This is a genomic window from Wolbachia endosymbiont (group A) of Apoderus coryli, assembly GCF_947251615.1.
Lineage (GTDB): Bacteria > Pseudomonadota > Alphaproteobacteria > Rickettsiales > Anaplasmataceae > Wolbachia.
Genome location: NZ_OX366367.1, coordinates 459,147 through 471,729, shown reverse-complemented (window position 1 = coordinate 471,729; position 12,583 = coordinate 459,147). Strand labels below are relative to the sequence as shown.

14 protein-coding genes are annotated in these 12,583 nt (G+C 34.0%); 2 read left to right on the top strand and 12 right to left on the bottom strand.

Annotated elements, in window-relative coordinates:
• Positions 1-518 precede the first annotated feature (518 nt).
• Positions 519-2,552 carry an ankyrin repeat domain-containing protein gene (locus tag OPR43_RS02490; RefSeq protein WP_265035337.1) on the top strand — a complete coding sequence of 678 codons (2,034 nt, stop codon included), beginning with the start codon at positions 519-521 and terminating at the stop codon, positions 2,550-2,552.
• Positions 2,553-2,685: 133 nt separating this feature from the next.
• Complete coding sequence (locus tag OPR43_RS02485; protein WP_265035334.1) at positions 2,686-3,768, top strand: hypothetical protein; 1,083 nt, start codon at positions 2,686-2,688, stop codon at positions 3,766-3,768.
• 403 nt (positions 3,769-4,171) lie between these two features.
• On the opposite strand, the gene OPR43_RS02480 is transcribed toward OPR43_RS02485, so the two are convergent.
• From OPR43_RS02480 to OPR43_RS02425, 12 genes are all read right to left on the bottom strand, one after another.
• Positions 4,172-5,242: a hypothetical protein gene (locus tag OPR43_RS02480; protein WP_265035332.1), complete on the bottom strand. Its 1,071-nt coding sequence runs from the start codon at positions 5,240-5,242 to the stop codon at positions 4,172-4,174.
• Positions 5,243-5,299: 57 nt separating this feature from the next.
• Positions 5,300-6,790: a recombinase family protein gene (locus tag OPR43_RS02475; RefSeq protein WP_265035330.1), complete on the bottom strand. Its 1,491-nt coding sequence runs from the start codon at positions 6,788-6,790 to the stop codon at positions 5,300-5,302.
• Positions 6,784-7,218 carry a DUF2924 domain-containing protein gene (locus OPR43_RS02470; RefSeq protein WP_265035329.1) on the bottom strand — a complete coding sequence of 145 codons (435 nt, stop codon included), beginning with the start codon at positions 7,216-7,218 and terminating at the stop codon, positions 6,784-6,786. Before OPR43_RS02470 ends, OPR43_RS02475 begins: the two co-directional genes overlap by 7 nt.
• Positions 7,219-7,222: 4 nt before the next feature.
• Complete coding sequence (locus tag OPR43_RS02465) at positions 7,223-7,708, bottom strand: ankyrin repeat domain-containing protein (protein ID WP_265018079.1); 486 nt, start codon at positions 7,706-7,708, stop codon at positions 7,223-7,225.
• Between the two features lie 26 nt (positions 7,709-7,734).
• Positions 7,735-8,430, bottom strand: a complete 696-nt coding sequence (locus OPR43_RS02460) for an ankyrin repeat domain-containing protein (RefSeq protein ID WP_265035328.1) — start codon at positions 8,428-8,430, stop codon at positions 7,735-7,737.
• Positions 8,431-8,598: 168 nt separating this feature from the next.
• The gene (locus tag OPR43_RS02455; protein WP_265035326.1) at positions 8,599-9,759 is read right to left on the bottom strand and encodes a phage tail protein; all 1,161 of its coding nucleotides are present in this window, start codon (positions 9,757-9,759) and stop codon (positions 8,599-8,601) included.
• Positions 9,759-10,559: a baseplate assembly protein gene (locus OPR43_RS02450; protein WP_265035324.1), complete on the bottom strand. Its 801-nt coding sequence runs from the start codon at positions 10,557-10,559 to the stop codon at positions 9,759-9,761. The genes OPR43_RS02455 and OPR43_RS02450 overlap by 1 nt, the downstream gene beginning before the upstream one ends.
• A 2-nt stretch (positions 10,560-10,561) precedes the next feature.
• Complete coding sequence (locus tag OPR43_RS02445; protein WP_264731790.1) at positions 10,562-10,897, bottom strand: GPW/gp25 family protein; 336 nt, start codon at positions 10,895-10,897, stop codon at positions 10,562-10,564.
• 4 nt (positions 10,898-10,901) lie between these two features.
• Positions 10,902-11,156, bottom strand: coding sequence for a PAAR domain-containing protein (locus OPR43_RS02440; protein ID WP_114517809.1), 255 nt, complete (start codon positions 11,154-11,156; stop codon positions 10,902-10,904).
• 5 nt (positions 11,157-11,161) lie between these two features.
• Complete coding sequence (locus OPR43_RS02435) at positions 11,162-11,626, bottom strand: phage baseplate assembly protein V (RefSeq protein ID WP_264731788.1); 465 nt, start codon at positions 11,624-11,626, stop codon at positions 11,162-11,164.
• A complete protein-coding gene (locus tag OPR43_RS02430; protein ID WP_265035321.1) occupies positions 11,613-12,086 on the bottom strand; it encodes a hypothetical protein in 474 nt (157 codons plus the stop codon). Before OPR43_RS02430 ends, OPR43_RS02435 begins: the two co-directional genes overlap by 14 nt.
• Positions 12,083-12,583 (bottom strand): phage tail protein, encoded by a 501-nt coding sequence (locus OPR43_RS02425; protein ID WP_265035319.1) that lies wholly within the window; start codon positions 12,581-12,583, stop codon positions 12,083-12,085. The genes OPR43_RS02430 and OPR43_RS02425 overlap by 4 nt, the downstream gene beginning before the upstream one ends.

The following is a 12,583-nucleotide window of genomic DNA, read 5'->3' as shown; positions in this document are numbered from 1 at the left end:
ACTACTTTTCAATAGATATATATTTTCATACTCTTTATCATTAAATTAATAATATAGTCACTTTTATTTAATTAAAAATAACAAGCGTGAGAGCTTTTCGTTTTGGGATGCGCAATCTTAGGAAGAGTCAATAATTCAATTCTTTATAACACTAGCTAGCATGGTATCTTCACTAAAATATTTTTTGAAAAAGTTAGTTGACTTATAAATAATTCTCTACTAATACTGGCATGTGTTTGTTTATTCTGCTGAAGTGGCTCCGCAGGTTACTGTATAAGCTTCAGCAGTTTTTGTACTCCTTTAAAGCATCATATTCCTATATATTAAATATAGCTGGTGTTCTCAATTTTGTTGATTTATAGTAAGATTGGCTAAAACTTCCAGTAATAAACAACTTTTAACCTAGTAGTAGTACTCACCATAAAAACTTAACAAAAATATGAAAAGATTATGTTGAAATTAGCTTGACTAATATTATATATTGTACATAATATATCTAGGCTAGTAGGAGGTGTGGTATGATTGTTAATGAATGTATTACTGGGCAAGATAAAAAAGCATATGAGCAAAAGCTAGGAGAAGATTTAAGCACTGACAAAATATTAGATGAAGAGTATCAATTGATAAAAAAACATCTTTTTTCATCGCTTAATTCTCGTCTTTTAATGGATAGTAAACTTTCGTTTGACGGTATAGTATGTACATGGGTTGCTAGTACACCTAATTTAACAGGAAGTCAAAAGGAGTTAAATAGAGAATTACTAAACATCGTTAAAGGTTTAGATCCATGTTATTATGATCAAAAAGAAGATAGACATTGTGAGTACTATATTGAAAAACTTAAAAATTTCCTACAAAGCAATAAGAATAATCAAGACCTCAAAACTGTTCTTAACCTTAAAAGAGGAGAATCTGGATTAACAGTATTGCACCTAGTATCTTCTGTAGGTAAGGTAACTCAAGGATATAATGAAACTGTAGATTTACTACTAGAGGCAGGTGCTAATCCTAACATACAGAATGATAAAGGAAGGACTCCCCTGCATTATACTGATGTTCTTGCTAGTGCAGCTTCTCTTTTAAAAGGAAAGGCCAATCCTAATATAAAAGATCACAGAGGAGAAACACCCTTACATTATGCCGCTAGTATTGGTCATGCTGACTATGTTAATTTACTTATAGAGAAAAAAGCTAATTCTAACATACAGGATAAAAAAGGAGCAACCCCACTGCAGATCGCAATTGATAATCATCACTACTATATTGAGGAATGCTTTCTCACCCATGACCAAAAGAGTTTTAGTGCAGAATTATACCGTATGCTTGATGAATGTTTTGGTGCATATGAGGATCATTCAGGTTACGCTGCTGACTTCATTAAAAATCTAAAAGAGTTTCTAGGTAAACACAAGAATAGCGAAGACCTGAAGGTAATTTTTAGTATTCGAGACATAGATGGTAGTTCAAAAATACTTAATTATGCTCGGTACATTGATAAGGAAGTAGTAGATTTATTTCTATCGGTAGGAGCAGGTATTTTTTGCAAAAAAGAAGATTCTCTCTTAGATTGTCGTGGATCTTTTTATAATGTGGGAGAAAAGTATTGTGTAAAATCAACTTTATGGAATACACCAAATCAGGTAAAGCTGAATAAATTTTTAAGTAAGATATCTGAAGTTCAAGATATGTATAAACTAGAAGAAGTCGTAAATAAAGCTATAAGCTCCGGAGTAAGGATTGCTCTTTCTAATCAGTCTTCTCAAGGTAAAAAAGCATACAATTTTGTAGATCATGTAATAGAAAAAATCAGTAAGCTAGAGAAAAATCCTAAAGTTGCCAGCAACATAATATGTAAGTTGGTATCAAGAGGAGCAGTGTTTAACAGTAAAATTGGTATTGGTATAATTGATGCACTGGAATCAGAATTTTATGATCATAAAGCTAATATGGTAAAAGCTCATGAAAATTATATTAGCAATGCTCATAAGTTTATTGAATTGGCAAAAAGTACCACAAATGGTGAGTTGTATGATGTAAGAATAGATAACTCTACTCTCTACTTAGAATATTCTGGAGACAGCATAATAGATGTTGCAAAGATTACAGATAGAGCAGGAAATTTAGGATTAACTCAGGGAAGCATAAAATATGAAAGAGATATAATAAGGATTGGTAAAAGTGAAGTAGAAATTCAAACCGAAGGTGGAATAAGGTATTACACAGATCTTACAGAAGGCAGCGATATAGTATTAACCTTCTATACTAGTTTGGGAAATGTAGATGTTAGACTGTATCCTGACGTACAGGATAAAAGCAAAATTATAGTAAAAGTGAGTAATAGAGAGGAAATATTAAAAAAATTCAAAGGTAGAAAAGAAGAATTAGGTAATGATTGTGCACTTGGTGAAGATTGGGTTTATGATGCTATTAAAAATGGGTACTTTGAAAGATCTGGTGGATTAATGCTTCCCGAAGTAATAAGAGAATCTGGCAAGAAATGGGCAGAACGTGAAGAGTTAAGAAGGGTTTCTAGGGAGGAAATTACTAGGTAGAAAGTATTAACTTTGCCTTAGCGTATTTATTATACAGGTAGTACAAAGCCATTGTTACACTCATATATCGTCAATAATCTATTAACAATTCCTATAGTATAATCAATTTTCAAGGCTTTAGTAAAGGGGGAGTATGACAAAAGCAAATCCAATAGTTACATTAAAGGCTCAAATTAAAGAATTTGGTTTTAGTAAATTAAAGGCTGGTAAGAGCAATAAATCAGCAAACTCTGGTGAAACAATGTATTTGGATGTTTCAAGAATGAATTTTGTTATTGATGGAAAAATTATAGATACAGTTTTAACCTCTGCATTAATGGAAGGAGCTAAATGTCGCAAAAGCAACCTTTTTAATAGTGATAATATATATAGTACTGAAACCGTAAGAAAAAAACAAAGAGAAATAGACACAGATCATGGTAGGGATTTTGTTAATTCAGTTCTAAAAGATCTTGAAAAAGAGCTTGCATATAATGCGTTAAGTGAATTATGGGAAAGTCATTGTAAAAATCTTGAAATTCCTGATTATCAGAAAACCAACTCATATAGGAAAGATTTCGAGAGATTTTACAATGCTGGAAGAGAGCACATGGATTTATTACTAAAAGTAGGAGATGACAATAAGAACTACCGCCCATTTGTAAAAGAAGTTTTTAAGGAAATGTTTAAATATGCTGAAGCAAAAGTTCCGAGTGACCCTATCTTAGAAGAGCTAGTTACTAATTGTAATCAAGCAGGATACTTAGCAGGTATATTTATTGAATATCACTCTGCACTGAGTAATTATCAATTAACACTTCTAGACCCTGATAAAGTAATAAATATTGATTACACTGGTCATAATAATATAAGAGTAAAGTCTGATATGGAAATACCTGTAACCAAATTTGATAATCCAGGAGAAAAAATATGCGATCTATCGACTTCACTTGAATTTGTACTTGAGTCTCAAGATGGTAAAGATGGTGTAACCTATAAAGATGGAAAATTATTACTTACTATTCCTAATGAACTAAAAAATTATAAAGAGGAAGGTAGAAACTTGTTTGATGTTATTAAAGAATATTTTCAAAAATTCTGCGAAAAATTAGGATTTAAATTCGAGATAAAAACACAAAAAATAGAGTATGATTTAGACGATTCGCTGAAAGTAAACAGTCATCTTAAAGGCCTAAGAACGCCTATTTCTAGCAACAACCATATCATTAGTCATTAAAAGTAAGTATATGCTGTTAGAACGAGTGAAAGTTCAGTTAAGCATTTTTCTAAAGTATGGCATTTCTCGTAATAGTCCGAATAGGATAAGATATGTGGGTAATGTTATATTTGACTTGTGTTATTTTTTTGCTCCTGGTTAATTTAACGTAAGTTAAAGGTACATTAAGTGGACAAGAAAAAGAAAGTATACCTATTTAAAGTTTCTCTTTTACCTCTAATCTAGAATTTAGGGTCTAAAAGCAAGGAGAAGCTCCTCCACAATATCCTGACTATGATAATGAGTAGTTTAACGATATACCTATTAAGTTGATGTATCGCCTTGAGGAAAATAGCAGTCGGTTTAGTGTTTGGTTAATAAATTAAAAGTATTTCTTGGGAAATTATTTTAATACCCATGTTTTTTAGTAATATTCTTTTGCGTTGGATTGGAAGGATTGTTCTACGTTTTCTAGCTTTGTACTCGGTTCTAGGGTACTATACAATGCAAAACTTATGCATGCCAATCCAGCAATTATTCCAACCACTCCTATAGTAGGCATTTCCATAATATGGAATACAACACCACTTACCAGTAGTACTACCCCGACGACACCAGCCAGGATAGCTCTCTGTTGAATCGTTTTTGTTGATGATTCTCTATCTGTAACTTTGCAAGATTTATCGTTAACACAAGGGTTAGAAGAAAGGATTCTGAAAGCATTCAGCTCTTTTACCAACGTTTTTCCTGAGTTAGTGAAATTCCCTTGAGTTTCTCTATTCTTCTCATACATCGATTGATAAATGCTAATATCTTCACCATTATTAATCTTCTTGCATGGCCAAATGCTAGTTTCTATGGTATCGGTAATTTCTTTTTGCTGTTCTACATAAAAATTTTCTTTATCCGAAACTTCTTCAATATCTTTTGAAACATTACAAGTCACCGATCCTTCGATAATAGTTTCTATTAACGAGTTTTTTCCTTCTTCGTCACTTTTCAATGATGTGATATCACTTGGTATGTCTAGAGTGGCAGTTGTTACATTTGGCTTTATCACTTTCTTATTACTCCAATCCTTAAGATCTTTTACCCTTACTACACCATCTTCAACAGCACTATATGTGTGTATTAGTTCTCCATGACTCCCTAAGTAGTGTGAGACTATTTTCTCATTATTAACCTCCTCAGAAAGATCATGTTTTTTAGCTTCTTCTAAAATATCTCTCGTGGCTCGCTCATTCTTGCAAAATTTAGCGTAATGTAATAGTGTGAACCTTTCAATTCTACCTCCATGTGTATCAGTTACTATTACTAGTAAGAACTTTCGTGTATTATAATCAGATTTACTAAATTCTTTACTAATACTTTTACCCTTTCCTATTTTTTTTAACAACTTAAAAAGCCTTTCTTCATCTTTGCCTGTTAACCTACCCTCTTCTCTTGCCAATTCATAGGTTATATTTGCTTTATTAGCTTCTTTTAATATTCTCATGTTATTTTTCTCTTTTACCTCTTGTATAGATAATTTGTATTAGCAAAGTATTAATTGTTAAGATAACAACTCATAAAACTTTTCCATCTGCTCACTCCACAGCATCGGTATTTCCCTCAAGTCAGATAACTTCAAACCCCTTGGCTGCCTCCCATTTATTATATCTTCTTTAATCTTTGGAGCTAAATAATTTAACCTTAAAATTTGCTGTATACGTCTTGTACCTATATTAATTTTGGCACTTAGCTCTTTCACACTTCCATACTTTCCCTCTTCTAGTTGCCGTTTCCAAGAATGGGATCTTACCACTGCTTTGAGTAACGCATTATTTGTTTTACCTTCTGGCTCTACTACTATGCATTTGTTTCCTTTCTTTTTTATTGGTATAAACTTTTCCTCTGATTCAGAATGCACCTCTATTCCATCTTCTCTTACCATTACTCCCTTTATTAACTTTTTCACTACTTCTTTCTGCTTTCCAAAACTTAAATTTTTCCATTCTTCCACTTTTTCTTCCAAATTTTCATATAGGAGTTCAGCTCTTCTTATTACTTCTTTTTCTACTTCTCCTGCTACTATAGTTCTGTTTATTGATTCACAACCTTTTCCCCTTAAATGATTATTGCACACGTAATATCGGTACCTTTTATTTTCTTTTTTCGCATACGTTAGTGTCATATTTACACCACAGCTCTTGCACTTTATTATTCCCTTTAGTAGTGCCTCCTCATATTTTGCCTTTCTATACGGCTGATTCTTTATCAATTCCTGCGCTTTTTGCCATTTTTCTTCTTCTATTATTGCTTCATGTTTTCCTTCATACTCTTTCTCATAATGCCGTATTTTTCCCATATATATTGGATTTGTTATTATTCTTCTCACCGTCGCTTTTTTAAAGATATCTGATTTTCCTTTCGTACGGTACCCTTCTCTGTTTAACTCCCTTGCCAACTCTGCCATCGACTTCAGCTCCAAATATCTTTCAAATATATGCCCTACTATTTTCGCTTCTTTCTCATTTATTATTAATTCTTTATCTTTTACATCATATCCCAGCGGCAAAGTTCCACCCATCCACAACCCTTGTTCTTTTGATGTTGCTATTTTATTTTTTACCCTTTCTACTATCATTTCTCTTTCTAGTTGCGCTGCTCCTGATAACACTGTTTGTACGAACTTTCCCATTGGCGTATTATTGTCAAATATCTGCGTTACTGCTACAAAATTTACTCTATGTCTTCTAAAAAATGATGTAACTTCTATACTATCTTTTGTTTCCCTTGATAATCTGTCTAGCGTATATACTACCACACAATCTACTTCTCCTGCCTTTACATCTTCAAATAATTCCTTTATTGCTGGTCTTTCTAAATTCTTTCCTGAGAAACCTCCATCATCGTACCTTTTGGCCAATATTACCCAACCCTCTCTGCTCTTTATGTACTTTTCACATGCTACTCGCTGCGCATCAAGGCTATTAAACTTCTGCTCTAGACCATCTTCATTTGACTTCCTAGTATATATCGCACATCTTACCTCTTTCAGCATTCTTTCTCCTTATCTCTCATTCCAAATAGAAGCGGCCCATTGTAGCTCATTCCCATTATTTTTCCGGCTACTGCTGATAATGATGTATAAAACTCTTCTTTGTAGATTAAACCCTTATCTGTTACCATTACTGCATGCGTTTCCTCACCTCTCTCTAGTATTAATTCTGTCCCTTCTACTGGTAATTTGTCACTACTTATTCTTTTTCCCTTCTCTAGCCGATCTGCTAAATAATCTAGTCTTTTTGACCCTTTTCTTGACATTTTTCCATATGCTTCCTCCTGTATTCTATATGCTAGTCTCGGTATCAGATATTTCTTTGAGTATCTAGGCGCCTCTTCCCCATATACCTTCTTCCATATTTTTCTCATTTCACCCAAAGGTTTTTTCTCTAAATTCATTACTTTCTTTTCTATTTCTTTCTCCATATCTTTAGCCTCTCATAGAAGGTTTCCCACTTTGCTGTTCAAATAACTTTTCAATTCTTTCTGTTTCTTTCTTCAATATTTCAGTTATCTCTTTGCTATTTTTCGCATAATCCATTGCTGTCATCCCACATTCATCCTCGTGTTCTATTTCTCCTCCAGCTTTTACCAGCTCCTCCACTATTTCTTTTTCACCTACCATGCACGCAAGGTGTAGAGGTATGCATTTATTTCCATATTCCTCAGCATTTACATTCCCTCCTGATTTTATTAATTCTCTCACGGTTTCTAGACGTTTCTCCGTTACCGCTAGATGCAGTGCTGTATATCCTCTTGCATCTGCTGCATTCACATTCGCTCCTTTTTCGACTAATAACTTCACTGTTTTTGCGTCTACCGCATAATGCAGAGCTGTTCTTCCATTCTCATCTCTTGCATAAATATTTTTAAACGAGTTCTCTAATAGTGACTCCTCTTTTCCTTTTTTACTCATAACCTACCTCACCTTTTTTTTGAATTTTAAGCCCTACTTTTCACCACCTCATCTATCATTTCACTTACTTGGCTTATTATTTTGCTTGCTAAATTTTCACATTCTTCCTTTATTAGTGATTTGTCTCTCTTCCTTATTTCTCCTATCTCTATTATTTTTAGCTCCGGTAAATAACTCCCATTCAACATGTCTGCTATTTCTCCCACTAGCCTCTCTATTTCATAGCATGTCAGTTCTCTACTTTTTGTTACTCCTCCTTTTTCTCTCAAAAATTTACTTGCCTTTTCACTCCCTTTGCTATCACATAGACGATACTTTTCACTTTCCCAGATGTAATACATTGGTGTTGCGCCATATTTATTCAGTTGATTAACCTCAGCTCCTGCTTTTACTAGCTCTTTTATTATTTCAACTCCTGCTCCTCCCATCTTGCACGCAGAGTGGAGTGGCGTACATCCAGTGACATATTGAGTGGCATTTACTTCTGCTCCAGACCTTAGCAGCACTTTTACATTTTCTAAGCTTTTTGCAAATACTGCACAGTGTAGTGGCGTATAACCATTTTTATCTCTTGCATTTACCTCTGCTCCTTTCTTTATTAAGAACCTCACTGTTTTGTAATCGGAGATTTCTACTGCTTGATGCAATATCGTCTCTCCTTCTTCATTTCTTTTATTAATATCTTTACTTGATACTTCTTTAAAAAACTTGCTAAAACTCATTTCATACCTCACAAAACTAGCTTTTCTAGCGTTAGATAAATTTCTTATATTTACCTGCTGCTATTCAAGTCATGTCCTTTTTGGCATGAGAAAGCAAGTCTTTTTCTTTTTATTTCATACACTTTTACCTATTATTAATATAATATATTAGTATCTAAATATAAGTACTTAACTTATTAGAGATATTATTCGACTATCTTTCCAACTTCTGTGCAAATGTCTATGTTCGTGCCACTTCAGTACTCCCGGGTAAAACACTAAAATGTAATTTTCTAATTCGTGTATCGAATCTTCTTTTCCTGAACTTCTATCATTTTCGCAACTAACGTGATATTCCGTTAAATTAGCTTTCGCAACCTCTTGATCAGTAAGATTCTTTGCTTCATATTCATAGCTGATATTAAATCTTTCCAAAATTGGTTTGTATTCCAAGTTCCATAGCTGATCAGAAAGTTTATCATTACCAAGGAAAAGTGTGCCTCCTATCTCTTCTTGATAACAAAGAGGAAAACAGCTATTTATTTCTCCTAAATTCCAACTGTCCGATAATACTATCTGTGCCTTAGCAAACTTTATTTCTGGTAATAAACTTTGTGGTAATAGATATAGTGCTTTTAAATTGTACCACTGATGACTCCTTTCATAGATGCCTTTGTAATCCTTTGTGTGAGGCTCTGTTTCTCCAAGTACTGCTACATCTAATCGATATATGTCATTACTAAATGCTTGCTCATAATGAATCCGAAAAGTGCTAAACTTAAAATTTGGATTTAAGCTTTTTAGCTCAAATGTATTCTTCCGACCAAATGACAGTACTGGTCCATCTTTTTCAACTTTTCTACCTGAATAGTCTGACAATAAGCTGCCGAATAAACTTTCATCTAAAATAAACCTATCAACGTTATAGTGATCATTGAAAATCCTCATTAGCCGCGATCTTGCTGGTAACGATAGTTTTGCAAGTTCTACTACTGCATCCACAAAAAAGTCATTTGGAACATCTTTTATTCCTATCTGTAATTCAAAAAAGTGCTTGCCAGGTGGCTCCTCAATAATTGTAATATCTTCTATATTTGCCCATTTTAGTGCTATTTTGAGTGATGCTGGAGTTCCTCTCAGTCTTTGAAATTTTACTCCTTCTACTACGGCTTTTCTTTTATCCTTTATCCAACGTAAAATTTCCCCCAATTCATATTCCTCAATCAACCACGGCAATGTTTCTTCTTTAAGACTAAACTTAAATCCTCTGATACAGCCTGGATCTACTTTATAATCTATCGCATCTACTAGCGCTTTTTCCTGTTTTGTTGCATTTGGTGGCAGTAACATTAATTCAACTCAATCTTTAAATTTCCCAAATTTGCACACTCGTTACCTAGCACCATAACATCCTCTCTTGGCTCGATTAATTCCACATTTTCTACACCCTCTACAAATAGATTTGCTATTATCCATGATCTTGTAACATTCCATCCCAGTCTTCTATTTGCTTCAAACTTCTTAATGAACTGCTTCTTGATTTCTTCCTCTGATATTACAGGACTTATGCTCATTCTGCTGTGAATATCTATTTCCGTAATATTGCAACCAATTACTGTTATCGTATCTGTTAAAACCCTTATATCATCTCTAGTAACCTGCTTTTTTACAATTTTAAGTAGCTCTTCTAACGCTATGCCAATTGTGGATAATTGTGTTGATAAGATTGAAATTTGTACTTTCCCTGGTATAGTTGATTCCACTAGTGCATCTTTTACTCTACTATCTGCTGACAGTGCATGATATTTATAATATTCCTTACTTCCTCCTGTTGACCAACCTGCTATCTTTGCTTTAATTCTTTTTCTAAATCGTTCATCATCTTCTTCTTTCTGCCTCTCTACTCCATAAAATTCAGCCAAATTATCAAGATCTTCTCCCCTTGCAAATTTCAGTAAATTACTCTTTACTGCTTCGTTCATCCTTTGTCTGAGCAAAAGTTCTCGCCAGGCTGCTACCTCCAGAATCTTTATCGCTGGATCGGATTCTACTAACGCTGAAAAGGTTTCATCTCTACACACTAACTCCTCCTTCATTCTGGAAAAGATTTCCTCAAAGTTCAGTGGCTCGATAATATTTGGCTGCTGCATCTTTATACCACAACCCCATCAAAGCGAATGTTTTTCCCACTTGGCACGTATAATCCTTCCAGGTCAAGCGTTACTTTTCCCTCTTTTACTTCTGTAATTTTTACTTTTTCTAATTTAAACCTTTTTTCCCATTTTTCCAAAGCTTCTGCTGTTGCTGCATATATCTCAAGTGTTAAATCTCTATTTATCGGTTTATCAACTAATTCAAGTAGCCTTGAACCATAACTTCTCCTCATTATTCTACTGTTTACTGGAGTGGTTAATATATCAATTATCGATTGTTTAAGATGGTCTAAACCTTCCAATTCCTTTCCACTAGTAGCACTCATACCGCGCATCTTTTTACCCTACAAATACATTTTTACTATTACCCATCATATGAAAACCACACGATACTAAATCTCCTGTTCTCGCTACACCAATACCATTCACAAATACTCTGTTTGAACCTTGTACTATCGTCTCTCCCAAAGTTGCAATATCACCTTTTCGACACACAGATCTTCCTTTCTCAAAAACATTGCTGCTTCCACTCATACAAACATGAGCTGGTATCCCACTGCAATAATCTCCTACACAAGCTACTGTTTTTCCCATGTATTTTAATTTAGGTCTATTCTACTTCCTTTCAGTTTTATTCCACTTTTTGTCATCTCTATGCTCGATTCCCCAGCCTTCAGTGTTATTTTATCTACTACTTCAATCTCTAAATGATGTTTATCTTTATCGTATGACAACTTTGTTCCATCTTGAAACTTCACACTATTTATTTCTTTTTTATTCTCTGGTGCAGGGTATTTTTCCTGGTATATCCCTCCTAACACTACTCCTAATGATAATTCACCAAGAGGAGAAAATACCATAACCTGCTCATCAATATCTGGAGGAGACCAATCTCTATCTTTTCCTGCTTTGCTTGTTATCCATGGTAAATAATCTGTTAAAAATTCTCCTATTTTCACTCTTACTTTTGCTTTTTCATAGTCTATTTCTTTAACTAGGCCTATACGAATGATATTCGCTACTTTTCTATTTAGCTCTGAAATTGCAAAACTATGGTCTAACATGCACTTCACCTATCTCAATAACATGTGGCATTATGCCAGTTGACCATACTGATTTACCCGCATGCACTTCATGAGTCCACTCCACTAACCACACTAAATACGCATCCAATTCTGGCCTAAATCCGTCAATTTCCGCAGAGATAAATTCTCCTGGTGAAACACTCTTCACGTTCCAAGTATTTTTATTTACTACTCTTGCTACTTCTGTAGCTAATGTTCTAACAACTACCGAGGAATCCTCGACTGTTCCATCAACTACAACCCTTGCTTCAAATCTTGCTTTTAGCGCTAATTCTTCTGTTCCAGGATCTTTTCCCGATTCTAAACTCACAAGCTCTACAAATACCGCTGGCGCTAATAATTCTTTTCTTATTGCTGGATAAATTTCACATGTCTGTATAGCCGGTATTTCTTCCTTTAACTTAGTACAAATTGCTTGATGTAAATCTTTCAAATTCATCCTTTATAGCTCAATTCACGTTCAAAAAATTTTGTAAATACTTCCTCAACCTCATAATTAACAAGATTTCCTATTATCCTTGAAGCCTCAGGTTCTAGTGGCAACTTAATTTCCTTTATTGGCAGGGCTGTTCTTCCTTCACGCTTAAAAATACCGCTATTTCCTTTTGGCATAACTGCTGCAAATCCTCCTATAAACTCATGCTTTCCTACTTTCGATCCTCTTCTTGTTTTTTGTATCTTGCCAATTGTCGATGCTCTAATGTCATAGAGATTTGCTCTAATCAACACGTCTAATCTGCTAGTTTTCGCCTTAAAAATTCTTAATCTCTTTCTTATCAAACTTAATTTTATCTGCTTTTCTTCACTGATTTCCTTAGCTGCTTGCGCTTTTAACCATAGTGCCGTTTTGTTTAATGCCTTTACCGTTGCTAATTCTACTTTTCTTCTTTTAGCATTTACATTTTCTATTACCTCAACTTCTATATGAACAGACAT